The sequence below is a fragment of the Actinomadura sp. ATCC 39365 genome (assembly GCF_054392275.1).
This window is the reverse complement of sequence record NZ_CP184335.1, coordinates 9759757-9784804: the sequence shown is the minus strand read 5'-3', so window position 1 is coordinate 9784804 and position 25048 is coordinate 9759757. Positions and strand designations below refer to the sequence as shown.

The following is a 25048-nucleotide window of genomic DNA, read 5'->3' as shown; positions in this document are numbered from 1 at the left end:
TTGCGTATTAAGGAACAACCGGAGGCGTGATGGGTCGGCCGCGCGTGGTGATCATCGGAGCCGGGATCGTGGGTTGCGCGGTGGCCGACGAGCTCACCGAACGCGGCTGGAGCGACGTCACCGTGGTGGAGCAGGGCCCGCTCTTCGCCGCGGGCGGCTCCAGCTCGCACGCTCCCGGCCTGGTCTTCCAGACGAACCCGTCCAAGACCATGACCGAGTTCGCCGCCTACACCGTGCGCAAGTACACCGCGCTCGGCGCGCACTGCTTCCGGCAGGTCGGCGGGCTGGAGGTGGCCACCACCCCCGAGCGCTGGACCGACCTGCACCGCAAGCTCGGCTGGGCGCAGTCGTGGGGCGTCGAGGGCCGCCTGCTGGAGGCCGCGGAGTGCGCCGAGCTGTGGCCGATGCTGGACCGCGACCGGGTGCTGGGCGGCCTCCACGTGCCGAGCGACGGCCTGGCCGCCGCCGTGGCCTGCGGCGAGACGCAGGCGGCGCGGGCCACGGAACGCGGGGCGCGCTTCCTCGGCGGGCACACCGTGACCGGCGTCGAGCAGCGGGGCGGCCGGGTCACCGGCGTGTCCTGCCTGGTCGCGGGGGAGTACCGGACGATCCCGGCCGACGTGGTCGTGTGCGCGGCCGGATTCTGGGGCCCGTCGATCGGGGAGATGGCCGGGCTGACCGTGCCGCTGCTGCCGCTGGCCCACCAGTACGCGAAGTCCGGCCCCCTGCCCCCGCAGCCCGAGGGCCCCATCCTGCGCCACCAGGACCGCGACCTGTACGCCCGGCAGCACGGCGACCGCATCGGCATCGGCTCCTACGCCCATCGCCCCATGCCGGTCGCCCAGCACGAGATCGGCCCCAAGGGCACCACGATGCCCTCGGTCCAGTCGTTCACCGAGGAGGACTTCGAACCCGCCTGGCGCGACGCCGCCGAGCTGCTGCCCGCCCTGGCCGGGTCCAAGTACGAGGACGGCATCAACGGCGTCTTCTCCTTCACCGCCGACGGCTTCCCGCTGATCGGCGAGGCGCCGCACCTGGACGGGTTCTGGCTGGCCGAGGCCGTCTGGGTGACGCACTCGGCCGGGGTGGCCAGGGCGGTCGCCGAGCTGCTGGTGACCGGCCGGTCGCAGGTGGACCTGCACGAGTGCGAGCTGGCCAGGTTCGAGCAGGCGCAACTGTCGCCCGCCTACGTCGAGGAGCGCGGCAGGCAGAACTTCGTCGAGGTCTACGACGTCATCCACCCGTTGCAGCCCATGGAGTCGCCGCGGCCGATGCGGACCAGTCCGTTCCACCCCCGCCAGGTGGAGCTGGGCGCGTACTTCCTGGAGTCGGCCGGATGGGAGCGGCCGCACTGGTTCGACGCGAACGCGCCGCTGCTCGCCGGCATCGAGGAGCCGCGGATCGGCGCCGACCGGCGGGACGCCTGGGCCGGCCGCTACTGGTCGCCCGTCGCCGCCGCCGAGGCGTGGGCCACCCGCGAGCGGGTCGCGCTCTACGACATGACCTCGCTCAAGCGCATCGAGGTCAGCGGTCCGGGAGCGGCGGCCTTCCTCCAGCACATGACCACCAACAACGTGGACAAGAAACCCGGCACGGTCACCTACACCCTGCTGCTGGACGCCGGCGGCGGCATCCGCTCCGACGTGACGGCGGCGCGGCTGGCGGAGGACAGGTTCCAGCTCGGCGCGAACGGCAACCTCGACCTCGACTGGCTGACCCGACACGCCCCCCGCGGGGTGCACATCAGGGACATCACGCCCGGCACCTGCTGCGTCGGCGTGTGGGGGCCGCAGGCCAGGGAGCTGGTGCAGGGGCTCACGGACATGGACCTGTCCAACGACGGCTTCCGCTACTTCACCTGCCGGTCGGGGTACGTCGGGCAGGTCCCGGTGCTCGCGATGCGCGTCTCCTACGTGGGCGAGCTGGGCTGGGAACTCTACACCGGCGCCGACATGGGGCTCAAGCTGTGGGACACGCTGCGGGCCACCGGGATGCCGATCGCGGGCGGGCGGGCCGCGTTCAACAGTCTCCGGCTGGAGAAGGGGTACCGGCTCTGGGGCGTGGACATGACCACCGAGCACGACCCGTACGAGGCCGGGCTGGGGTTCGCGGTCAAGGAGGACAAGGACTTCTACGGCCGCGACGCGCTCCGCGCCGAGCCGTCGCGCAGGCTCGTGCCGCTGCTCAGCGCCGAGGTGGTCATGGGCAAGGAACCCGTCCGGCACGCCGGCCGCGTCGCCGGGTACGTCACCAGCGCCGCGTACGGGCACACCATCGGCCGTGCGATCGCCTACGCCTGGCTGCCGGCCGAGCTGGCCGGACCGGGGACGCGGGTGGACATCTCCTACCTCGGCCGCCGCGTGCCCGCGGAGGTCGCCGCCGAGCCGCTGTTCGACCCCCGGATGGAGAAGATCAGACGTTGACCCACCCCGGCTTCCTCTGGCGCAACCCCGATCCGCGGCCCTCCTACGACGTGGTCGTCGTGGGCGGCGGCGGGCACGGCCTGGCCACCGCCTACTACCTGGCCCAGAACCACGGCCTGACGAACGTCGCCGTCCTGGAGAAGGGCTGGCTGGCCGGCGGCAACATGGCCCGCAACACCACCATCATCCGCTCCAACTACCTGTGGGACGAGAGCGCTGCCCTCTACGAGCACTCGCTGAAGCTGTGGGAGGGCCTGAGCGCGGAACTGGACTACGACCTGCAGTTCAGTCAGCGCGGCGTGCTCAACCTGGCGCACAACCTGGGTGACGTGCGCGAGGGCAGGCGGCGGGTCAACGCCAACCGGCTCAACGGCGTGGACGCCGAATGGCTGGACGCCGACGAGGTCAGGAAGTTCTGCCCGATCGTCAACGTCTCCGGCGGGGCCCGCTACCCCGTCCTGGGGGCCACGTTGCAGCGGCGCGGCGGCATCGCCAAGCACGACCACGTCGCCTGGGCGCTGGCCCGCAAGGCCGACGCGTACGGCGTCGACCTGATCCAGGGCTGCGAGGTGACCGGGTTCGAGATCACCGGGAACCGGGTCACCGGCGTGCGCACCTCGCGCGGGCCCATCGCGGCGGGCACGGTCGCGCTCGCCTCGGCCGGGCACACCTCGGTCCTGGCCGAGCGGGCCGGGATCCGGCTGCCGCTGCAGTCGCACCCGCTCCAGGCGCTGGTGTCGGAGCTGCTGGAGCCGGTGCTCGACTGCGTCGTCATGTCCAACGCCGTCCACGTGTACGTCAGCCAGGCGCACAAGGGCGAACTGGTGATGGGGGCGGGCATCGACGCGTACAACTCCTACGGGCAACGCGGCGGGCCCCATGTGATCGAGGCGCAGATGGCGGCGGCCCTGGAGCTGTTCCCGCTGTTCAGCCGGGTCCGCGTGCTGCGGACGTGGGCCGGGATCGTCGACGTCTCACCGGACGCCTCCCCGATCATCGGCGCCACCCCCGTGGACGGCCTCTACGTCAACGCAGGGTGGGGCACCGGCGGCTTCAAGGCGACCCCCGGCTCCGGCTGGGTGTACGCCGACACGATCGCCAACGGCCGGCCGCACCCGCTCGCCGAGCCGTTCGCGCTGGAGCGGTTCAGCACGGGCGCGCTCGTCGACGAGCACGGCGCGGCGGCGGTGGCCCACTGATGCTGCTCCTCGACTGCCCCCACTGCGGCCCCCGCGACGAGAACGAGTTCCACTACGGCGGCCAGGCCGGGATCGCCTACCCGCAGGCCCCCGGCGAGCTGTCCGACCAGGAGTGGGCCGCCTACGTCTTCCTGCGCGACAACCCCAAGGGCTGGTTCCGCGAACGCTGGTTCCACACGCACGGCTGCCGGACCTGGTTCACCGTCGAACGGCACACGGTCACGCACGAGATCAGGAAGGCGCCATGAGGTTCACCTTCGACGGCCGCCCCCTCCAGGGGGAGCCGGGCGACACGCTGGCGGCCGCGCTGCTGCGCAACGGGGTGCGGGTGGTGGGCCGGGGCGTCGAGTCCGGCCGCCCGCGCGGGGTCTTCTCGGCCGGCCCCGAGGAGCCGAACGCCCTGGTCCGCGTGGGCGCCGACCCGATGCTGGCGGCCACGACCGTGGAGCTGTACGACGGGCTGGAGGCGTGGAGCCTGCGCGGCAAGGGCCGGGTGGACCTCGACGCGGCCGACGACCGGCGTTGCGACAAGGGGTACCTGCACTGCGACGTGCTGGTGGTCGGCGGCGGCCCGGCCGGGCTCGCGGCGGCCGCCGCGGCGCGCGCGGCACGGGTGATCCTGCTCGACGACCAGCCCCGCCTGGGCGGCGACCTGCTGAACAGCCGGGTGCTGCTCGACGGCGCGCCCGCGCTCGACTGGGTGGACTCGCTCGACCTGTCCGGCGTGCGGGTGCTCACCAGGACCACGGCCGTCGGCTACCACGACCACAACTACGTGGTGGCCGTGGAGCGGCGGGCCCGCGGCGAGCGGCTGTGGCACATCAGGGCCCGCCGGGTGGTCCTGGCGACCGGCGCCCACGAGCGCTCGCTCGCCTTCCCCGGCAACGACCGGCCCGGCGTCATGCTGGCCTCCGCCGCCCGCGCCTACGCCAACCGGTACGGCGTGCTCCCCGGCCGCCGGGCGGTCGTCCTCGCCTGCGCCGACTCCGGCTACGAGGCCGCCGCGGACCTGCGCGCGGCCGGCGTGGAGATCGCCGCGATCGTCGATCCGCGCCCCGAAGGACTCACCCCCGGCGCCCTGGCCGGGCAGGTGATCACCGGCACCACGGCCGGCGCGGACGGCGTGCTGACCGGCGTGCGGGTGGGGGAGCGGCACATCGAGGCCGACCTGCTGGCCGTGGCGGGCGGCTGGAACCCCGCCGTGCACCTGTTCAGCCAGTCGCAGGGACGGGTGCGCTTCGACGAGGACGTGCAGGCGTTCGTGCCGGACGCCTCGGCCCAGGCCGAATGCTCCGCCGGCGCCTGCCGCGGCCGGTACGGCACCCGCGAGGCCATCGCCGACGGCCACGCCGCCGGCCGGGAGGCCGCCGGTTCGGCCGCCCGCGAACTCCGCGTGCCCGACTGCGACGAACGGCCGCCGCGGCCGCCCGCCGCGTTGTGGCTGGTCGAGGGGGACGGCGACGAGCCCGCCTTCGCCGATCTGCACCGGGACGTGACCGTGGCCGACCTGGCCAGGGCGACCGGGACCGGCATGCGCTCGGTCGAGCACGTCAAGCGCTACACCACCGCGGGCACCGGCGCCGACCAGGGCAAGACGTCGGGCGCGGTCGTCGTGGGCGTGATGTCGGCCCTGCTCGGGACCGCGCCGGGGCAGGTGGGCACGACCACGTTCCGGCCGCCGTACACGCCGGTGTCGTTCGCGACGCTGGCCGGGCGCGACCGGGGCGCGCTCTCCGACCCGGTCAGGACCACCGCCATGCACGCTTCGCACGTCGCGGTGGGCGCGGTGTTCGAGGACGTCGGCCAGTGGAAACGCCCCCGCTACTTCCCGCTGGACGGCGAGACGATGGAGGCCGCCGTGGCGCGCGAGTGCGTGGCCGCCCGCACCTCCGTCGCCGCCATGGACGCCTCCACCCTGGGCAAGATCGACATCCGGGGCGCGGACGCGGGCGCGTTCCTGGACCGGATCTACACCAACACGTACTCCACGCTCGCCGTCGGCGCCTGCCGCTACGGGCTCATGTGCCGGGCCGACGGCATGGTGTTCGACGACGGCACCACGACCAGGCTCGCCGACGACCACTACCTCATGACCACGACCACCGGCAACGCCGCCGCGGTGCTCGACTGGCTGGAGGAGTGGCGGCAGACCGAGTGGCCGGAGCTCGACGTCTCCTTCACCTCGGTGACCGACCACTGGGCGACGGTCGCCGTGGCCGGTCCCAAGGCGCGGCGGGTGATGGCCGCCGTCGCGCCCGGCGCGCTCGGCCTGCCCTTCATGCGGTACGCCGAGACGGACGTGCTCGGCGTGCCCGGCCGGGTGTTCCGGATCAGCTTCTCCGGCGAGCTGGCCTACGAGGTCAACGTGCCCTGGCCGTACGGCAGGGCGTTGTGGGAGGCCGTGCTGGAGCTGGGCGCGGTGCCGTACGGGACCGAGGCGATGCACGTGCTGCGGGCCGAGAAGGGGTTCGCCATCGTCGGCCAGGAGACCGACGGCACGGTCACGCCGCGGGACCTCGGCATGTCGTGGATCGTCTCCCCGCGCAAGCCCGACTTCGTGGGCAAACGCTCGCACGCCCGCCCCGACACCGCCCGCGACGGCCGCAAACGCCTGGTCGGCCTGCTCGCCGACGACCCCGCGGCGCCGATCGAGGAGGGCGCCCAGCTCGTCAGGGGCGGGCCGGGCGCGCCGATGCTGGGGCACGTGACGTCCGGTTACGCCAGTGCGGCGCTCGGCCGGACGTTCGGGCTGGCCATGGTCAGGGACGTCGTGCCCGGGGACCGGCTCACGGCGGTGTCGGGGGCGGCGGCCACCGGCGTGACGGTCGTCGAGCCGGTCCTGTACGACCCGGGCAACACCCGCCGCGACGGCGACCCCCTGGAGGAGGACGTGCCCGCGGCCCTCGGGGGCGTTCCGGCGCGGGAGAGCCCGGCGGCGGCGTTCGCCGGGCGGTTCGCGGCGGCGAGCGGGCCGTCCGTGCGGCTGCGCGAGCTGCCGTTCGAGCCGATGTGGGAGGTCAGGGGCGCCGATCCCGGCGTGGGCCTGCGGCTCGGCCCGTCGTGGTGGCTGGTGACCGGGGACGCCGAGCCGGGCCCCGGCTGGGTGGACGTCTCGGGGCAGCGGACGATCCTGGAGCTGTCCGGGCCGGCGGCGGACGACGTCCTGATCACCGGCTGTCCCGTGGACCTGCATCCCGACGTGTTCCCCGGGTCCGCGCAGACGCTGCTGGGCCGGGCCTCGGTGATCCTGGAACGGCGGGCGCCCGGCGAGTACCGGATCCACGTCAGGTCGTCGTTCACCGCGTACCTGGCAGAGTGGCTCTTGGACGCCCTTTTGGCGTTATAAGACCATTTAGGGGTACTTGCTATACCTAGACTTTACGAAAACCGAAGTCTGGGGGATCTCGTGCGCGTACGGGCGTTCACGGCCGGTCTGGCCATGGTGTCGATGTTGGCCGGCTGCGGCGGCCTGGAGGCGCAGTCGGGCGGCGGCCCCGACCCGGCCAAACCGGACTCCGCGTCGGTCTCGGACGCCCGCAAGAAGCTGGACAAGCTCAAGGTCAAGGGCCGAGCCCCGCGCACCGGCTTCGACCGCGACAAGTTCGGCCCCGCCTGGGCCGACGTCGACCACAACGGCTGCGACACCCGCAACGACATCCTCAAGCGCGACCTGAAGGACGAGACGTTCAAGTCGGGCACCCACGACTGCATCGTGCTCACCGGCACGCTGGACGACCCCTACAGCGGCAAGACCATCAAGTTCAAGCGCGGCCAGGACACCAGCACGGCCGTCCAGATCGACCACCTGGTGCCGCTGTCGGACGCCTGGCAGAAGGGCGCGCAGCAGTGGTCGCCCACCAAGCGCAAGGAGTTCGCCAACGACCCGCTGAACCTGATGGCGGTGGACGGCCCGCTGAACAACCAGAAGAGCGACTCCGACGCGGCCACCTGGCTGCCGCCGCGCAAGGCGTACCGGTGCGCCTACATCGCCCGCCAGATCGACGTGAAGAGCAAGTACGACGTCTGGATCACCGACGGCGAGAAGAGCGCGATGGCAGGCATACTCAAGGACTGCTGAGAGGCCCGTCGGGGGCGGTCAGCGTCAGCTCCACGCGGGCCCCGCCGCCCTCGGGCGCCGAGACGGCGAGCGTGCCGCCGCACGACTCGGCGGTGCGCCGCGCGATGTCCAGCCCCAGGCCGGTCGAGCCGCCCCCGCTGATCCCCCGCTCCAGCGACCCCGGGTCGAACCCCGGCCCCGAGTCCTCGACGACCAGCAGGGCCCCGGCCGGCCGGGACGACAACCGTACGGCCATGGCGGCCCCTTCCGGGGTGTGCGCGAACACGTTGCCGAGCAGCGCGTCCACGCACGCGGCCAGCTCCTTGCCGCCGACGGCGACCGGCGCGGGCGCGTCGGGCAGCGACACCGACACCGGCCGCCCCTGGTCCTCGGCCAGCACCGACCAGAACCGCACCCGCTCGCGCACCACCTCCGCCGCGTCGCACGAGCCGCGCCCGGCCGAGCGCCGCCGCGCCTCGGTGATGACCGCGCTGACCGCCCGCTCCAGCGCGTCCACCCTGGCCTGGACCCGGGCGGCCTCCTCCGGGTCGCGCAGCGACTCGGCCTCCAGCCGCAGGCCGGTCAGCGGCGTGCGCAGCCGGTGGGACAGGTCGGCGACCGACTCGCGCTCGGCGGCCAGCAGGTCGCCGATGCGCCCGGCCAGATGGTTGAGCGCCAGCGCCACCGACCGCACCTCCGGCGGCCCGCCCGGCTCGGCCCGCGCGCTCAGGTCGCCGCCGGCCAGCCGGTGCGACACGCGGGCCAGCCCGACCACGGGCCTGGTCACGGCCAGCGCCAGCCGGTCGGCCAGCACGATGCCGAGCACCACGAGCCCCAGCCCGAGCACGAGCAGCGCCAGCCAGGCCGCCCGCACGCCGTGCGTCAGCTCGTCGTCCGGCACGAACACCCTGATCACGGCCGTGCCGTCGGGCGACTGCGCCGAGACCAGCACCTCCCGGCCGCCGGGGGCGACGGCGGTCACGCTGCGGCCCGTCGCGGCCAGCCGCACGGCGTCGGAGCGCCCGGCGGGCGCGCCCATCGTGCCCCCGCCGGGCAGGAACACCGTCACCCGCCGCGGCACCTGCTCGACGGCCAGCGGCAGGTCGGGCGTGCCGACCGCGACCGCGACGGACTCGGCGGCGGCGGTGGCCCGGCTCATCGCGCCGTTCTCGGCCACCGTGCCGATCAGCAGCGCCATCGGCACCAGCAGCGCGATCAGCACGAGCGACGTCGTCGCTGCCACCAACAGCGCCAGCCAGCGCCTCACGAGGGCCCGACCAGCTTGACGCCGACGCCCCTGACGGTGTGCAGGTAGCGGGGCTCGGCCGCGGTCTCGCCGAGCTTCCTGCGCAGCCACGACAGGTGCACGTCCACGGTCTTGTCGGCGCCGCCGTACGGGAGCCGCCACACCTCCGTCAGCAGCTCGCGCTTGGTGACCACCTCGCCGGGCCGGGCCGCGAGGAAGTGCAGCACGTCGAACTCGCGCGGCGTGAGGTCGAGGGACACGCCGTCGAGCGTGGCCGTGCGCGCCCGGGGGTCGACCCGCAGCCCGCCCACGGCCAGCGGCTCCGGCGCCGCCTCGCCCGCGCGCCGCAGCACCGCCCGCACCCGGGCGTCGAGCTGCCGGGCGCTGTACGGCTTGACCACGTAGTCGTCGGCCCCCGCGTCCAGGACGGGCACCATCTCGGCGTCGCCGTCGCGGGCGGTCGCCACGATCACCGGCACCCGGCTCACCGCCCGCAACATGCGCAGCAGCTCGACGCCGTTAAGGTCGGGCAGGCCCAGGTCGAGCACGATCAGGTCGGGACGGTCCTGCACCGCCAGCCGCAACCCCTCCAGCGCGGTCGGGGAGGAGGAGACCGCGTGGCCGAGATCGCGCAGGCCCCGGCTCAACGACGTCCGGATGGTCACGTCGTCCTCGATGAGCAGGATGTCAGCCATATACCCAAACCGTAGACGGTCCGTGGCGATGCACCGAGCATCGTTAGCGTCGCCTTAACCTGCGCTTGGCCGTACGTGGGGGAGGGTGAGAGCGTGAAGCGTCTCGTGCTGGCCTGGGCCGTCACCGCGGCCGCCGCGACCGGGGCGGCCGTGGCCGTGCTCGGCCTGCTCGGAACCGGGGTGACCGGCACGTCCAGCCGGGTGCTCAGCGGGCCGGAGGTGCGCGCCGCGCTCTCCACCGCCACCGCGCGCGCCGCCACGCCCATGCCGCGGACGTCCGCCCGCGCCCAGGACCGGCTCATGCGCACCCCGGCCGGCACGGTGATCGCCTCCTGCTCCGGCGGCCTGGTCACCCTGCGCTCCTGGAGCCCCGCCCAGGGCTACTCGGTGGACGGCGTCCAGCCCGGCCCGGCCCGCGAGGCGAAGGTCGAGTTCGAGCCGGAGGACGGCGAAGAGGTCGAACTCAAGATCTTCTGCACCCCCGAAGGCCCCGCCACCCGCTGACCCGCCTCTTCAGAGTCCGGTGGCGATGACCGATCTCATGACGTCGGCCTGCCGCCTGATCTGTCCCAGGACGATCGGGTTGACGCCCTTCGACGCGAACAGCCCCACCATCCGGTCCAGGACGGCGCCCGCCCGCGCCAGATCGCCCCGCCGGGCCTCGGCCCGAGCCAGGCGGCGCAGCACCAGGTTGAGGGTGATGTTGTCGATGCCGTCCTGCCGGACGACCCGGGACAGGTGCTCGATGCCCTGCTCGGGGTCGGGCGGCCGGACGCGCAGCCGTTTGCCCGCGGTCAGCGCCTTGAACCCGCGTTCGGCGTTGAGTCCCTTGACCAGCCGGGCGTAGACGGCGAGCGGGTGGCCGCCGTACCGGTCGAGCAGCTCGTCGAGCGCCTGGTTGCCGGCGCGCAGGGCGGGCGAGTCCGAGCCGAGCAGCGAGAACAGCTTGCCCTGCTGCTCGCCCAGCATCAGCTCGGCCACCGCGTGGTCGTCCCGGCCGGCGGGCGGGCGCACCCGGATCACGCACGGCGGGGACAGGACGCGGGAGCCGTCGGCGGCGACGTACCGGGCGCGGACCCGGTACTCGCCGGGCCGCTGGAAATAGTGGCCGTCGCGGCCGTGGCCGACGTAGGCGCTGCGGTACACGGCCGGGTTGCGGTCGTCCAGGCGGATCTGCGGGGAGGCGTCCACGCAGTGGTGCATCATCGGCCGGTACAGGACGGTCCCGCCGTCCGGCCGGGTGATCGAGACCTGGGTGAACTCGGTGTCGGGATGCAGGTGGCCGTGTGTGGCGCGGGGCCCGCCCGTGACGGCGAGCTTGAGCTCCACCACGACCGGCTCGCCCAGCCCGAACGACTCCTTGGCCCGCAGCTCCAGCCGCAGCCCCGGGTCGCCCTCGACCGGCTGCTCGAACGGGGTCGCCTCGGCGGCCCCGGTGCCGAAGGCGTTCGCGCCCATGGCCACGTCCCGGTAGAAGCCGTGGCGGAGGTGGATCAGCTCCGCGTCGGTGAACTGGAACGGGAAGGCCGCCCAGTAGCCCGGCTCGCCCCCCGGACGGTAGTTCTGCACGTAGTTCATCCACGACAGCTCGCCGAAGCCGCCCTCGGGACCGAGCGGCTGCGGCGGCACGGCCAGGTCCTTCTGCCAGGAGTGCAGCAGGTTGAACGCGTGCCCGAGCTCGTGCATGTACGTCCGCAGCTGCGCCCGCTGGGCCTGCGGCGTCGTGCCCTTGATCTCGTCGTGGAAGACGGCCGAGCCCTGCCGCTGGGAGGCGCCTTCGTAGTCGAACATGATGCCCCGGTAGCCGCTCACGTGCCTGCTCGCCACCAGCAGCCACACCCGCCAGGCCGGCCCGTCCGCATATGCGCTGAAGTGCTGGGTCATCGCGTGGTGCAGCTCGGCGTCGTCCCAGGCCAGGTCGGCGCCGGCGCCGTCCACCGGGATCACGCCGGGCGGGGCGAGGGTCAGCTCCACGCCGGCCTCGGCGTAGGCGGCGGCGACGCTCAGCGTCCTGGCCGGGCAGCCGGTCGGCGCGGGCAGCGAGCCCGTGCCGTACGACACGAACGGCACGGTCCCGGCCACCGAGTCCTGCTCCAGCAGCACGCTGCGGAAGTACGGGGAGGAGTGGGCCAGCCGGAAGTCGTGCCCGGCCAGCGTCGCCGTGCCGTCCCGGCCGGTGACCGTGACCGTGACGTGCCGGTCGGGGGTGTCGAAGGTGAACGCGCCCCGCCCCTCGACGCGCGTGCCGTCACCCTCGGCCCGCACGGCCGGGGCGCCGACGACGAACGAGCCGGCGTAGGAGGTCGTGGAGCCCGCCACGGTGAACAGGTCGCCGCTGACCCTGCCGGTGGGCCTCGGCCCGTCGACGTCGACCCGGAGCGCGAGCCGGGAGTCACCGTCCTGCCCCTCGTACAACCCGCTGATCATGGCCGCTCCCCGGGGATGACTGGGTCATATGCCAGGGAGAATTCTCCGGCGGCGCGGACGTGTCAACGACCTCCGCGAACTTCCAGCGCCCCCAGCAACTCCTCGGACGCCCTGGTGATCGCCTCCACGGCCCGATCGAACGCCTCGGCGTTGTGGGCGGCCGGGGCGCGGAAGCCGGAGATCTTCCTGACGTACTGGAGCGCGGCGGCCCGCACGTCGTCCTCGGTCACGCTCTCGGCGTACGGCGGCCGCAGGGTCTTGATGCTTCTGCACATGCTCTCAACGGTAATAGCCGATGCGCTGGCTTATCTCCCTCGCGCCCGCGGCCAGCAGCTCGCCGACCTCGGGCAGCCGCTCGGGCGTGAGCCGGTACGACGGCCCGGACGCGCTGACCGCGGCCACCACCGAGCCGTCGGCCCCCTGATCGGCGCCGCCACCGCGTTCAGCCCGACCTCAAGCTCCTCCACCGTGGCCGCCCAGCCGCGCCGCCTGATCTCCTCCAGGCCCAGGCCGGCCGGGGAGGTGACGGTGCGGGGGGTGTAGCGCTCCAGCTCGCCGGCCAGGCGCAGGGCGCCGAAGGCGAGCAGCACCTTGCCGCTGGAGGTGGCGTGCGACGGGGTGCGCTGGCCGACCCAGTTGTGGCCGCTGATCGCCGCCGGGCCGCGCACCTGGCTGATGTTGACCGTGTCGCCGTCCTGGGGGACCGCGATGTTGACGGTCTCGCCGACCGCCTCGGCCAGCCGCAGGCACACCTCGCGGCCCTCCCTGGACAGGTCGAGCTGGGCCGTGGCCGCGCCGGCCAGCCGTACGACGCCGAATCCCAGCCGGTAGCGCCCCCGGTCGCCGCTCTGCTCCACCAGCCCGCCCTGCTCCAGGGCGGCCAGCAGCCGGAACGCGGTGGACTTGTGCACGTCGAGCTCGACCGCGAGGTCCGTCACCCGGGTGGCGCCCTCGCGGGCCAGGATCTCCAGGATCGCGATGGCCCGGTCGACGGACTGAACCGTCGTGCTGTTGCTCACAGCGCAACAGAATAGCCGCCGGAGCCGTTCGGCAGGCGCTATTTCGACGTGGCCGGGGCCAGCTCGCGGCCGAAGTCGGAGGCGATCCTCCGCATGCCCTCGGCCAGCTCGTCGCGGTCGAGGGCGTCGATGCGCTCGGCCGGCCCCGACACCGACATCGCGGCCACCACCCGCTCGCCGTCCCGGACGGGCACCGCCAGGCAGTGGACGCCCAGCTCCTCCTCGCCCAGGTCCATCGCGTAGCCGCACTCCTTGACCCGGTCGAGCTCGGCCAGCATGCCGGCCGCGTCGGTGATCGTGTTCGGGGTGCGCCGCGGCATGCCCGTACGCTCGAACACCGCCATCGCCTCGGCGGCCGCCCGCCCGGCCAGCAGCGCCTTGCCCACGGCCGTGCTGTGCGGCAGCACCCGCCTGCCGACCTCGGCGAACATGCGCAACCTGCGCGGCGAGGGCACCTGCGCCACGTAGACGACGAAGTCGCCTTCGAGCACCGCCAGGTTCGCGGTCTCGCCGGACAGCTCCACCATCCGCGTCAGGTACGGCTGCGCCCACACGCCCACCATGCTCTCCGCGATGCCGCCCAGGCGGACCAGCCCGCCGCCCAGCGCGTACCGGCGGTCGGACTCCTGGCGCACGTAACCGCGGGCGAGCAGCGTCTGCAGCAGCCGGTGGATCGTCCCGTACGGCAGGCCCGTCCGCGCCGCTATCTCCGACAGCCCGGCCTCGCCGCCGTGCTCGGCCAGCGCCTCCAGCACGTCGAGCGCCCGCTCGACCGACTGCACGCTCACAGCGACACCCCGCGCAAGGAAGCGTCCAGCACCTCGGCGGTGTGGGCCACCCTGATCTCCTTCCCGGCCCGGCGCATCGCCGTGGCGATCTGCATCGTGCATCCCGGATTGGCCGAGACCAGCAGCTCGGCCCCGGTCGAGGCGACCGCACCCGCCTTCCGGTCGCCGAGGTCGCGGGCCGCCTCCGGCCGCAGGATGTTGTACGTCCCCGCCGACCCGCAGCAGATCGCCGACTCGGGGACCTCCCGCAGCTCCAGCCCGGGGATGCCGCGCAGCAGCTCGCGCGGCTGCGCCCGGACGCCCTGGGCGTGGGCCAGGTGACAGGCGTCGTGGTAGGCGACGGTGAGCGGCAGCGGATGCCGCGTGGCCGCCGGGCCCAGCTCGGCCAGGAACTCCGACAGGTCCCGCACCCGGAACCCGGGATCGGCGCCGAACAGCTCGCCGTACTCCTTCATGACCGAGCCGCAGCCGGCCGCGTTCACCACGACCGTCTCGACCCCCGCCCTCCTGAACGCCCTGACCGTCCGGCGCGCCAGCCGCCGGGCCTGGTCGGCGCGTCCGGCGTGCACGCTGAGCGCCCCGCAGCAGCCCTGCCCGGCCGGGACGAGCACGTCGCAGCCCTCCAGCGCCAGCACCCGCGCGGTGGCCGCGTTCACCTGCGGGAAGAACTCGCCCTGCACGCACCCGGTGAGCATCCCGACCACGGCCCTGCGCCTGCCCCTGGCCCTGACCAGGCGCGGCAGACGCTGCCGGTGCTCCACACGCGGCGCGAGCGCGGCCATGGCGCCCAGGCTCGGATGGGCGCGTGTCAGGAACGGCGCCATCCGCCCGGCCAGCCACATCGTCGGCCGCAGCAGCCGCAGCCTGCGCGGGTAGGGGAACAGGCTGAACACGATCTCGCGCACCGCCCGCTCCCGCGGCTCGCGCACGTGCGTGCGCTCGACCTCGGCCCGGGTCTGCTCGATCAGCCGGTCGTAGCGCACGCCCGACGGGCACGCCGTGACGCACGCCATGCAGCCCAGGCAGGCGTCGAAGTGCCCGGCCATCTCCGGGGTGACCGGAGTGCCCTCGACGTGCTGCTTCATCAGGTGGATGCGCCCGCGCGGCGAGTCCATCTCCTCGCCCCACAACGCGTACGTCGGGCACGTCGGCAGGCAGAACCCGCAGTGCACGCAGTCGCCGATCAGCTCCGGGTCCATGGTCACAGTCCTCCCGCCAGCCGTCCGGGCGACATCCTGCGCCCGGGGTCGAACCGTTCCTTGACCCGCCGCATCAACGGCAGCGCGCTCACCCGCCCCCACCTGTCGACCCCGGCATGCGGCGCGGCCAGCACGTTCACCCGGCCGCCCGCGGCCTCGACCCGCTGCCGCAGCCCGCTCACCAGGCCCGGCAGCGCGTCCTCGGCGACGGGGACGCCCGGCTCCACCAGCACCCGGCCGGCGGCCACCGACCCGCGCAGCGACAGGCCGCACCCGGCCGCCGCCCGCAGCGCCGCGTCGGCCGCCGCGGGCGGGAAACGCACCTCGACCAGCACCTCACCCCGTGGGACGACCCCCACCAGGACGGCGGCTCGCCGGTCACCGCCCCGCCGCCGGCCAGGTCGCGCAGCGCCTCGGCGCGTGCCTGCGCGGCCGTGCCCTCCACCAGCACCGCCAGGGTCACCGGCCCGCCCGGCTCCGGACGGTCCACCTCGACCGCGCTCGGCTCGGCCTGCGCGGCCGCCAGCGCCGCCGCGGCGCCCGGCACGTCGTCCGCGGGCATCCCGGCGACCACCCAGCGCCGCTCGCCGGGCAGCGGATGCAGCCGGAACGTGGCCTCCGCGATCACCCCGAGGGTGCCGTACGAGCCGGTGAACAGCTTGCCGAGGTCGTAGCCCGCGACGTTCTTGACCACCTTGCCGCCCGACCGGGCGACCGTGCCGTCGGCCAGCACCACCGTGACGCCGATGAGCAGGTCGCGGGCGGTGCCGTAGCGGAAGGCGCGGGGGCCGGGCAGGGCGGTGGCGAGGGTGCCCCCGACCGTCGCCTCCTCGCCGAACGGCACGTCGAGCGCCAGCTCCTGCCCCCGCGCCGCGAGCGCCGCCGCCAGCGCCGCCGTCCGCACGCCGGCCTGCGCGCGCACCACCAGGTCGCCCGCCGCGTGCTCCAGGACCGCGTCCAGGCGGGACAGGCCGAGCAGCACGTCGCACCGCTCCGGCGGCGGCCCCCAGTGCAGCTTCGTGCCGCCGCCCGCGGGCACCGCCGCCAGGTCGGCCGCGGCGCACGCGCGCAGCACGGCGGCGACCTCCTCCACGGTCTCCGGCAGTGCCACCCACCGGGCCCCCCACGCGTGCGCGGGATCTTCGGGCCCGGCCGCCCTGACCGTCACGCCGGTGCCCGAGAACGGATCCGCCATCAGAACTGCTCCGCCCTGCCCGACTCGACCAGCGGGTGCGCGCCCTTGCGCACGCCCGGCACCTCGCCGCACAACCGCGGCGTGGGGAACACCTTGCCCGGGTTGGACAGGCCGCCCGGGTCGAACGCGCACCGGACGAGCTGCATGGTGTCCAGATCGGCGCCGGTGAACATCTTCGGCATGTAGCGGGCCTTGTCCACCCCGACGCCGTGCTCGCCGGTGATCGAGCCGCCGTGCTCGACGCACAGATCGAGGATCGCGCCCGAGACCGCCTCGGCCCGCTCGCCCGCGCCCGGCTCGGCGTCGTCGAACAGCACCAGCGGGTGCAGGTTGCCGTCGCCGGCGTGGAAGACGTTGGCCACCCTGATGCCGTGCTCGCGCGAGAGCCGGTCGATGGCCGCCAGCACGCCGGGCAGCGACGTGCGCGGCACGACGCCGTCCTGGACGATGTAGGCCGGGCTGATCCGGCCGACCGCGGCGAAGGCCGACTTGCGCCCCTTCCAGATGGCCGCGCGCTCCTCGGGGCCGGCCGCCACGCGCAGTTCGAACGCGTCCGAGCAGATCTCCGTCAGCCGCGCGAACTCCCGCTCGACCGACTCCCGCGGCCCGTCCAGCTCCACGATCAGCACCGCGCCCGCTCCCCGCGGGTAGGAGCAGGCGACCGCCGCCTCGGCGGCCTCGATGGCCAGCGCGTCCATCATCTCGATCGCGGCCGGCACGATGCCGGCCCCGATGATCGCCGACACCGCCCGGCCGCCCTGCTCGATGTCCTCGAACGCGGCCAGCACCGTGGTCACCGCCTCCGGCGCCCGGCTCAGCCGTACGGTGATCCTGGTGGCGATGCCCAGCGTGCCCTCCGAGCCGACGAACGCGCCGAGCAGGTCGTAGCCCGGGTCCATGCGGTCGAGGACGACCAGGTCGCCGTCGGGGGTGACGATCTCGCACGCCTCGACGTGGTTGACGGTGAAGCCGTACTTGAGGCAGTGGGCGCCGCCGGAGTTCTCGGCCACGTTGCCGCCGATCGAGCAGACCTGCTGGCTGGAGGGGTCGGGGGCGTAGTAGTAGCCCGCGTCGCGCACGGCCTCGGTGATCGCCAGGTTCGTCACGCCCGGCTCGACCACGGCCCTGCGGTTGAGCAGGTCGATCTCCAGGATCCGGCGCATCTTCGAGGTGACGATGAGCACGCCGTCCTCGCGGGGGAGCGCGCCGCCCGACAGGCCCGTGCCCGACCCCCTGGCCACGAACGGCACCCCGAAGTCGTTGCACATCCGGACGACCCCGGCGACCTGCTCGGCCGTCGCGGGCAGCACGACCACGCCCGGCGTCGCCCGGTGGCTGGTCAGCCCGTCGCACTCGTAGGTGCGCAGGCGCACCGGATCGGTGATCACCGAGTCGGGAGGCAGCAGCGAGCGCAGCGCCGCCGTCAGCGTGTCGAGCACCAGTCACTCTCCAGATCCGTCACCTCTAGTGTGCGACTGTTTCCACCGGTCTGGCCAGTTTTCGGAGGGGATTTGGCTGGGTTTCGGGGGGTCCGCTTATGTCCGGCGCTGGCGCGCCGGACATAAGCGGAAATTTCAACATCTACGGCATTTGGGCGTACGCCGGCAGCGTCAGGAACTCGGCGAAGTCGTCGTCCAGCGCCACCTCCTTGAACAGCGCCGTCGCCTGCCCGAACAGCCGCTCGTCGTAGCCCGGCTCGGCCGAGATCCGGGCCAGCTCCTCGGCGATGATCCGCTCGACCAGCTCCTTGGTCACCTGCTCACCGGTGTCGGCCAGCGTGATGTCGTTGTGGATCCACTGCCAGATCTGCGAACGGGAGATCTCGGCCGTCGCGGCGTCCTCCATGAGGTTGTGGATCGCGACCGCGCCCAGCCCGCCCATCCAGGCGGCCAGGTAGCGCAGGGCCACGTCAACGTTGTTGCGCAGGCCCGTCTCGGTGATCTCGCCGGGCGTCTCGGAGACCGACAGCAGGTCGGCGGCCGAGACGCGGACGTCCTCGCGCAGCCGGTCGAGCTGGTTGGGGCGCGCCCCCAGGACGCCGTCGAACACCTCGCGGCACACCGGCACGAGGTCGGGGTGGGCCACCCAGGAGCCGTCGAACCCGTCGCCCGACTCGCGCGTCTTGTCCGCCCGCACCTTCTCCAGCGCCACCGCGTTGACCTCGGCGTCGCGCCGGGAGGGGATGAACGCCGCCATCCCGCCGATGGCGTGCGCGCCGCGCTTGTGACACGTACGCACCAGCAGCTCGGTGTAGGCCCGCATGAACGGGGCGGTCATCGTCACCGCGTTCCGCTCGGGCAGCAGGAACTCCCGCCCCCGCGTGCGGAACTTCTTGATCACGCTGAACAGGTAGTCCCAGCGGCCCGCGTTGAGCCCGGCCGAGTGGTCGCGCAGCTCGTAGAGGATCTCCTCCATCTCGAACGCCGCGGGATAGGTCTCGATGAGCACGGTCGCCCTGATGGTGCCGTACGGGATGCCCAGGAGTTCCTGCGCCCGGGTGAAGACCTCGTTCCAGAGCCGCGCCTCCAGGTGCGACTCCATCTTCGGCAGGTAGAAGTACGGCCCCTTGCCCTTGTCGAGCTGACGCTGCGCGCAGTGGAAGAAGTAGAGCCCGAAGTCGAACAGCGACGCCGACACCGGCCGCCCGTCCACCTGGGCGTGCTTCTCGTCCAGGTGCCAGCCGCGCGGGCGCACCACGATCGTGGCCAGCTCGTCGTCGGGCCGCAGCGCGTACGTCTTGCCGCCGGTCTCGAAGTCGATCGCCCGGTCGAGCGCCTCGCGCAGGTTGAGCTGCCCGGACACGCAGTTCTCCCACAGGGGCGAGTTGGCGTCCTCGAAGTCGGCCAACCACACCTTGGCGCCGGAGTTGAGCGCGTTGATGGTCATCTTCCTGTCGACCGGCCCGGTGATCTCGACACGGCGGTCGGCCAGGCCGGGGGCCGGCGGCGCGACCTGCCAGTCGCCCTCCCTGACCTCCTTGGTCTCCGGCAGGAAGTCGAGCGTCCCGCCGGCCGACAGCTCCGCCTGACGCGTCTGGCGGGCTTCGAGCAGCTCCAGCCGCCTGGCGCCGAACTCCCGCTGGAGAGCCGCCACGAAGCCGAGCGCCTCCGGCGTGAGGATCTCGTCGAACCGTTCGAGCATCGGGCCGGTGATCTCCATGTCCCCCTCTTTTCCGTATAGTGGAAAACCGATTCTGGATTGTGGAAGTGAAGCTACTCCGCTCAGGGTTCCCGGGTCAAAGGCTGGGGTATCCCTGGGGCGCCTTCCGGGGCATCCCCGATGCGCAGGGGGTCATGCCCGCGAAAGGATCGGGGGCATGAAGACGATTGCTGTGGCGGGTGGGCTGCTGGCCGCCGCGCTGGTGCTGACGGGTTGCCGGATCGAGAGCATCGGCGGTGCCACGAACCAGGACACCGTGTCCTACCAGGTGACGGACAAGGTCTCCAAGCTGCAGGTCAGGAGCGACGCCGGCGACACCGTGATCACCGAGACCGACGGCACCGCCGTCCGGGTGATCGAGACGTTGCGCTGGCGGGGCGACGACAAGCCCAAGCCGCAGCACAAGGTCGAGGGCCAGGCGCTTCTGGTGACGTATGACTGCCCGTCGGCCTGGGCGAACTGCAGCGTCGACTACAAGATCGAGGTTCCCAGGGGGCTGGCCGTCGACCTCGACAGCGACTCGGGTGACATCACCTTGCGGGCGCTGAGCGGTCAGCTCGACGCCAGGCTCGACTCCGGCGACCTCGAAGGATCAGGGATGACCGGCAAGAAGGTGTTCGTCAAGGCCGACTCGGGCAACATCGAGCTCAAGTACGCCACCGCGCTGGACAGCGCCGAGCTGGAGGCCGGCTCGGGCGACGTCGTCCTGAAGGTGCCCACGGGGTCCTACGACGTGAAGACCGACGTGGACTCCGGCGACGCCTCCGTCTCCATCAAGTCCGACCCCAGCTCGCCCCGCAAGATCTCGCTGACCGCCGGTTCCGGCAACGTGACGCTCTCGGCGGGATAACCAGGTGATGACGCCGGGGATGTCGTGCCACCATCGTGGGAAGACACCGAGGTGTCCAGACGTTCCCTCATAGAGATGACACGAATGCACGAATACACCGCGCTCGACGAGTTCGAGACCGGCGACATGGACCTCGAGGAGCGCCAGGCGCTGCGCCGCGTGGCGGGCCTCTCCACCGAACTCCAGGATGTCTCCGAGGTCGAGTACCGGCAGCTGCGGCTCGAGCGGGTCGTCCTCGTCGGCGTCTGGACCTCCGGAACCGCCGAAGACGCCGAGAACTCCCTGCTGGAGCTCAAGCTCCTGGCCGAGACCGCCGGGTCCGAGGTGCTCGAAGGGCTCATCCAGCGGCGCCAGAAGCCCGACCCGGCCACCTACATCGGCTCGGGCAAGGCCCTGGAGCTGCGCGACGTGGTCGAGTCGACCGGCGCCGACACCGTGATCTGCGACGGCGAGCTGGCCCCCGGCCAGCTCCGCCAGCTGGAGGAGACGGTCAAGGTCAAGGTCATCGACCGTACGGCGCTGATCCTCGACATCTTCGCCCAGCACGCCAAGAGCCGCGAGGGCAAGGCCCAGGTCGAGCTGGCGCAGCTGCAGTACCTGCTGCCGCGCCTGCGAGGCTGGGGTGGCAACCTGTCCCGCCAGGTCGGCGGTCGCGCCGCGGGCGGCGTGGGCATCGGCGGCCGCGGCCCCGGTGAGACCAAGATCGAGCTCGACCGGCGCCGCATCCGCGAGCGCATGTCCAAGCTGCGCCGCCAGATCAGCGGCATGTCCACCTCGCGCGACACCATGCGCCACCGGCGCCAGCGGCGCGAGGTCCCGGCCGTGGCCATCGCGGGCTACACCAACGCGGGCAAGTCCTCGCTGCTCAACCGCATCACCGGTGCGGGCGTGCTGGTCGAGGACGCGCTGTTCGCCACGCTCGACCCGACCGTGCGCCGCGCCCGCACGCCGGAGGGCCGGCTGTTCACGATCGCCGACACCGTCGGCTTCGTGCGCCACCTGCCCCACCAGCTCATCGAGGCGTTCCGGTCCACGCTGGAGGAGGTCGCCGACGCCGACCTGATCCTGCACGTCGTCGACGGCTCGCACCCCGACCCCGAGGGTCAGCTCGCGGCCGTCCGCGAGGTGTTCGCCGACATCGAGGGCGCCTCCGAGGTGCCCGAGGTCGTGGTGATCAACAAGGCCGACGCGGCCGACCAGGAGGTGCTCGACCGCATCGCCAGGCGCGAGCGCGACAGCATCGTCGTCTCCGCCCGCACCGGCAAGGGCGTCCCCGAGCTCATGCGGCTCATCGAGGAGCGGCTGCCGCGCCTCGACCACGAGGTCAACCTGCTGGTGCCCTACGACCGGGGCGACCTGATCTCGCGGGCCCACAAGGAGGGCGAGGTGCTCTCCGTCGAACACGTCCAGGACGGCACCGTCCTGCACGCCCGCGTGCTGCCGAGTCTGTTCCAGGAGCTGGAGCGGGTGGGCAAGCCGGTCGAACGCGTCTCTTAGCGGGACGGCTGGGCAGCTCTCGCTCAAAGTAGCGCAGAGCTGCCCAAATAGGGCAGTGGTCCCCGAACCCTGGGGTTGCTAGGATGGCCAGACCTAACGTTGGTCTGGTTTTTTGGTTTCGGTTCTGGGTTTCGGATGATGACGTTAAGTGCGACAGTCGTCAGCGGGGCCATGGGGGCGAGGCGTGGCTGGGTGACGGATGGGATGAGTGGTCTTTCTTCCGAATAACCCTGTACACCGAGCCCGGCTGTGAAATAACGTAACTGAACTGAAATCGCCGGGTCACGTCTCCGGCGATACGGTCACCGCACAACATCACGCGGATGAGAGCAGGAGACCCCCCATGTCGTCCGGACCCGGAGCGGACTCAGTGGGCGCGGCACAGGCCGTGCGCTGGGTGCTGCGCCTGCACGGGGTGGTGCGATGACCGTTCGGCTCTTGACCAACATCGGCCGCCTGTGGACAGGTAACGAGGTCCTCAGCAACGCGGCCATCCTCGTGCACAACGACCGCATCGCCTGGGTCGGGCGGGCGCCCGACCTCCCGCAGAGCGTGCCCGGCGTCGTCGACGACATCGTCGACGTCGACCACGTGGAGAACCTCGGCGGCGCGCTCGTCACGCCCGGCCTCATCGACGCCCACACGCATCCGGTCTACGCGGGCAACCGCTACGCCGAGCTGGCCATCCGCACCGGCGGCTCCAGCGCGGCCTCGATCACCGCGGCGGGCGGCGGCGTCGGCTCCACCGTCACCGTGACGCGCGGCACCGACCCCTGGACGTTGTGCAACGGCGTGCGCGAGCGGCTGCGGAGCTGGCTGCTCAGCGGCACCACCACCGTCGAGGCCAAGACCGGCTACCACCTCACCCGCGACGGCGAGCTGGCCGACGTGCGGCTCCTGCGCGAGCTGGAGAAGGAGCCGATGATGCCGCGGGTGCACGTCACCTTCCTCGCGGCGCACGTCGTTCCTCCCGAGTACTTCGGCCGCCAGCGCGAATACGTCGAGGCCGTGGGCGCCTGGTGCGCCGACGCGGCGGCGGCCGGCGCCGACAGCGTCGACGTCTACTGCGACGAGGGCCACTTCACCACCGAGGAATCCCGCTGGGTCCTCGCCTCGGGCCGCAACGTGGGGCTGCTCCCGCGCATCCACGCCGGCCTGTTCAGCCGTCGCGGCGCCGTGCAGCTGGCCGCCGAGCTCGGCTGCGCCTCCGCCGACGGCCTGCACCACATGTCCGACGAGGACATCGCGATCATGTCCCGTTACGGCGTGCCCGCGGTGGTCTGCCCCGCCACGGCGCTCCAGCGCGGCCACGTGCCGCCGGTCCGCCAGATGATCAAGCACGGCGTGCAGATCGCCCTCGGCAGCGACCACAACCCCGGCTACTGCGGCATCACCTCGATGTCGCTGGTCATCGCCATGGCGGTGTCGGCGTTCGGCATGAGCGTCAACGACGCGCTGCGCGCCGCCACGCTGGGCGGCGCGACCGTCCTCGGGGCGCCCGACCGCGGGGTGCTGGCTCCCGGGCGGCTGGCCGACATCGTCCAGTGGGACGCCGACCACGAAGGCGCCTTCGCCTGGTCCTTCGGACTCAAGCCGCGCCGGGTCTGGCGGGGCGGGACGCCCGTCCAGTAACCCCGGACTCGGGATCGGGTGGCTAATCTCGGGATATGCCGCCCTCTGTCGCTGTTGTCACCGATTCCACCGCTTACCTGCCCGCCGTGCCCGGTGTGACGGTGGTGCCGGTACAAGTGGTCGCCCGCGGCATCCCGCACGACGAGGACGCCTTCACCGGCGACCTGGCCACCGCCACCACCTCACGTCCGTCGCCTGCGCGCTTCGCGGCCTGCTATGACGCGCTGGCCGCCGCCGGCGCCACGGGCGTGGTCTCGATCCACCTGTCCGGCGAACTGTCCGGCACCGTCGAGTCCGCCCTCGCGGCGGCCAAGGACGCGCCCGTGCCGGTGGAGGTGATCGACAGCCGGTCCATCGCGATGGGCCTGGGCTATCCCGTGCTGGCGGCGGCGCGGTCGGCCGCCGCCGGCGCCTCTCTGGCCGACGTGGCCGCCGCCGCCCGCCGTACCGCCGCCGTCACCCGGACCTTCTTCTACGTGGACACCCTGGAGTACCTGAGGCGGAGCGGCCGCATCGGCGCCGCCACGTCGTTGTTCGGGTCGGCCCTCATGATCAAACCGCTGCTGCACATCATGGACGGGCGCATCTCCCTGCTGGAGAAGGTGCGGACGTCGGGGCGGGCGATCGCGCGGCTGGAGGACCTGGCGGTGGAGGCGGCCGTGGAGCTGGACGGGTCCGGGGTGGCCGTGCAGCACATGGGGGCTCGGGGGCGGGCCGAGGCGTTGGGGGAGCGGTTGTCGAAGCGGGTGGCGGGGGTTCGTGAGGTGCGGGTGGTGGAGGTGGGGGCGGTGATCGGGGCTCATGTGGGGCCGGGGATGCTGGGGGTGACGGTCACGGCGTACGAGGGGTGACCGGTTTGGCCCTTTTGTTTGAGGGGCCGTCATCTGGTCGGTGCCGTGTTTTCCACAGCCCTCTCGTCTCTTGGCTCCGCCGTCCCCAGAACTCGGTTCGGTAGCTCGGGGCGGGGGTGACCTTCCCTAGGTTCGTCGGCGTGCGATCTCAGGACCCGACGGCAGAGCGGACCATAGCCGAATCCAGGCTCCGGTCGATCACCAGCCCTGCCCGCCGGCCGCGTCCGGGACGCCGCAACAGACATCCCTACGGTGACGAGGCCCAGAACCTCCCGACGTCCCGACTCAGAACAGCCTCACCACCTTCTGTGTCGGCTTTTCCTGCGCCCGTGTCTCCCGCGCTGGCTGCTCCCGCGCTGGCTGCTCCCGCGCTGGGTGGTCCTGCGTCTGTGTCTCCCGTGCTGGGTGGTCCTGCATCCGCGTTTCCTGCTCTGGCTGCTCCTGTGCTGGGTGCTGCTGCGTCCGCTTCTCCTGCGCTCGCTTCTCCTGGTTCCGTGTCTCCTGCGCTGGCTCCTCCTTCGTCTGCTTCTCCTGCAGGCCCTTCTTTCGTGGGCCCTTCCCCGGTAGGGTCGGCGCGGCCGTGGGAGCCCTTCCTGGCGGCTCCTTGGAGTGACTCGCAGGCAAGGCCACCGGCCCGCCAGGCCGCCCCTCAGAGGGCCTCAGGGGCCGACCAGCGGGATGAGCCTTGGCCCGACCTGGGGGATAGGCGTCGGGTTGAGTCCTCGTTCGAGCCATTGGGCGACCACGGGGTTGCGTCTCCCGAGGCGTGGGCTGAGCGTGGGGTTGAGCCCTCCTCCGGCGGGTGGGCTGA

21 protein-coding genes are annotated in these 25048 nt (G+C 72.9%); 10 read left to right on the top strand and 11 right to left on the bottom strand.

Annotated elements, in window-relative coordinates:
* Positions 1-29: 29 nt before the first annotated feature.
* The 5 genes from ACNF49_RS46790 to ACNF49_RS46770 are packed head-to-tail and all read left to right on the top strand — an operon-like array spanning position 30 to position 7700.
* Positions 30-2423, top strand: coding sequence for a GcvT family protein (locus ACNF49_RS46790; protein WP_482945678.1), 2394 nt, complete (start codon positions 30-32; stop codon positions 2421-2423).
* A complete protein-coding gene (locus tag ACNF49_RS46785; RefSeq protein ID WP_482941751.1) occupies positions 2420-3622 on the top strand; it encodes a sarcosine oxidase subunit beta family protein in 1203 nt (400 codons plus the stop codon). Before ACNF49_RS46790 ends, ACNF49_RS46785 begins: the two co-directional genes overlap by 4 nt.
* The gene (locus ACNF49_RS46780; protein ID WP_357985184.1) at positions 3622-3870 is read left to right on the top strand and encodes a sarcosine oxidase subunit delta; all 249 of its coding nucleotides are present in this window, start codon (positions 3622-3624) and stop codon (positions 3868-3870) included. Before ACNF49_RS46785 ends, ACNF49_RS46780 begins: the two co-directional genes overlap by 1 nt.
* Positions 3867-6968 carry a 2Fe-2S iron-sulfur cluster-binding protein gene (locus ACNF49_RS46775; RefSeq protein ID WP_482941750.1) on the top strand — a complete coding sequence of 1034 codons (3102 nt, stop codon included), beginning with the start codon at positions 3867-3869 and terminating at the stop codon, positions 6966-6968. The genes ACNF49_RS46780 and ACNF49_RS46775 overlap by 4 nt, the downstream gene beginning before the upstream one ends.
* A gap of 60 nt (positions 6969-7028) precedes the next feature.
* Positions 7029-7700, top strand: a complete 672-nt coding sequence (locus ACNF49_RS46770) for an HNH endonuclease family protein (RefSeq protein WP_357985190.1) — start codon at positions 7029-7031, stop codon at positions 7698-7700.
* On the opposite strand, the gene ACNF49_RS46765 is transcribed toward ACNF49_RS46770, so the two are convergent.
* Positions 7687-8946, bottom strand: a complete 1260-nt coding sequence (locus ACNF49_RS46765) for a sensor histidine kinase (protein WP_357985193.1) — start codon at positions 8944-8946, stop codon at positions 7687-7689. The two genes, ACNF49_RS46770 and ACNF49_RS46765, sit on opposite strands and share 14 nt — an antisense overlap.
* The gene (locus ACNF49_RS46760) at positions 8943-9620 is read right to left on the bottom strand and encodes a response regulator transcription factor (RefSeq protein ID WP_482941749.1); all 678 of its coding nucleotides are present in this window, start codon (positions 9618-9620) and stop codon (positions 8943-8945) included. The genes ACNF49_RS46765 and ACNF49_RS46760 overlap by 4 nt, the downstream gene beginning before the upstream one ends.
* Positions 9621-9713: 93 nt before the next feature.
* On the opposite strand from ACNF49_RS46760, the gene ACNF49_RS46755 reads away from it, so the two are divergent.
* The gene (locus ACNF49_RS46755) at positions 9714-10124 is read left to right on the top strand and encodes a hypothetical protein (protein ID WP_482941748.1); all 411 of its coding nucleotides are present in this window, start codon (positions 9714-9716) and stop codon (positions 10122-10124) included.
* Positions 10125-10133: 9 nt separating this feature from the next.
* On the opposite strand, the gene ACNF49_RS46750 is transcribed toward ACNF49_RS46755, so the two are convergent.
* The 9 genes from ACNF49_RS46750 to aceB form a co-directional block, all read right to left on the bottom strand.
* Positions 10134-12047, bottom strand: coding sequence for a hypothetical protein (locus tag ACNF49_RS46750; RefSeq protein ID WP_482941747.1), 1914 nt, complete (start codon positions 12045-12047; stop codon positions 10134-10136).
* A gap of 62 nt (positions 12048-12109) precedes the next feature.
* On the bottom strand, positions 12110-12322 hold the full coding sequence (locus tag ACNF49_RS46745) for a DUF2277 domain-containing protein (RefSeq protein WP_352322770.1): 213 nt from the start codon (positions 12320-12322) through the stop codon (positions 12110-12112).
* Positions 12323-12352: 30 nt separating this feature from the next.
* On the bottom strand, positions 12353-13066 hold the full coding sequence (locus ACNF49_RS46740; RefSeq protein ID WP_482941746.1) for an IclR family transcriptional regulator: 714 nt from the start codon (positions 13064-13066) through the stop codon (positions 12353-12355).
* Between the two features lie 38 nt (positions 13067-13104).
* On the bottom strand, positions 13105-13848 hold the full coding sequence (locus ACNF49_RS46735) for an IclR family transcriptional regulator (RefSeq protein WP_482945677.1): 744 nt from the start codon (positions 13846-13848) through the stop codon (positions 13105-13107).
* Between the two features lie 2 nt (positions 13849-13850).
* A complete protein-coding gene (locus tag ACNF49_RS46730) occupies positions 13851-15053 on the bottom strand; it encodes a (Fe-S)-binding protein (protein WP_357985208.1) in 1203 nt (400 codons plus the stop codon).
* Between the two features lie 2 nt (positions 15054-15055).
* Complete coding sequence (locus ACNF49_RS46725; RefSeq protein ID WP_482941745.1) at positions 15056-15280, bottom strand: hypothetical protein; 225 nt, start codon at positions 15278-15280, stop codon at positions 15056-15058.
* On the bottom strand, positions 15232-16248 hold the full coding sequence (locus ACNF49_RS46720; protein ID WP_482941744.1) for an FAD-binding oxidoreductase: 1017 nt from the start codon (positions 16246-16248) through the stop codon (positions 15232-15234). The genes ACNF49_RS46725 and ACNF49_RS46720 overlap by 49 nt, the downstream gene beginning before the upstream one ends.
* Positions 16248-17687 carry an FAD-linked oxidase C-terminal domain-containing protein gene (locus tag ACNF49_RS46715; RefSeq protein ID WP_482941743.1) on the bottom strand — a complete coding sequence of 480 codons (1440 nt, stop codon included), beginning with the start codon at positions 17685-17687 and terminating at the stop codon, positions 16248-16250. Before ACNF49_RS46715 ends, ACNF49_RS46720 begins: the two co-directional genes overlap by 1 nt.
* A 142-nt stretch (positions 17688-17829) precedes the next feature.
* A complete protein-coding gene (gene aceB / locus ACNF49_RS46710; protein ID WP_482941742.1) occupies positions 17830-19407 on the bottom strand; it encodes a malate synthase A in 1578 nt (525 codons plus the stop codon).
* 157 nt (positions 19408-19564) lie between these two features.
* On the opposite strand from aceB, the gene ACNF49_RS46705 reads away from it, so the two are divergent.
* The 4 genes from ACNF49_RS46705 (at position 19565) to ACNF49_RS46690 (ending at position 24237) form a co-directional block, all read left to right on the top strand.
* Positions 19565-20257 carry a DUF4097 family beta strand repeat-containing protein gene (locus ACNF49_RS46705; protein ID WP_357985220.1) on the top strand — a complete coding sequence of 231 codons (693 nt, stop codon included), beginning with the start codon at positions 19565-19567 and terminating at the stop codon, positions 20255-20257.
* An 84-nt stretch (positions 20258-20341) separates the two neighbouring features.
* Positions 20342-21754, top strand: coding sequence for a GTPase HflX (hflX, locus tag ACNF49_RS46700; RefSeq protein ID WP_357985340.1), 1413 nt, complete (start codon positions 20342-20344; stop codon positions 21752-21754).
* A 423-nt stretch (positions 21755-22177) separates the two neighbouring features.
* Positions 22178-23386, top strand: coding sequence for an imidazolonepropionase (gene hutI, locus ACNF49_RS46695; protein WP_125633626.1), 1209 nt, complete (start codon positions 22178-22180; stop codon positions 23384-23386).
* Between the two features lie 35 nt (positions 23387-23421).
* On the top strand, positions 23422-24237 hold the full coding sequence (locus ACNF49_RS46690) for a DegV family protein (protein ID WP_357985223.1): 816 nt from the start codon (positions 23422-23424) through the stop codon (positions 24235-24237).
* Positions 24238-25048 lie beyond the last annotated feature (811 nt).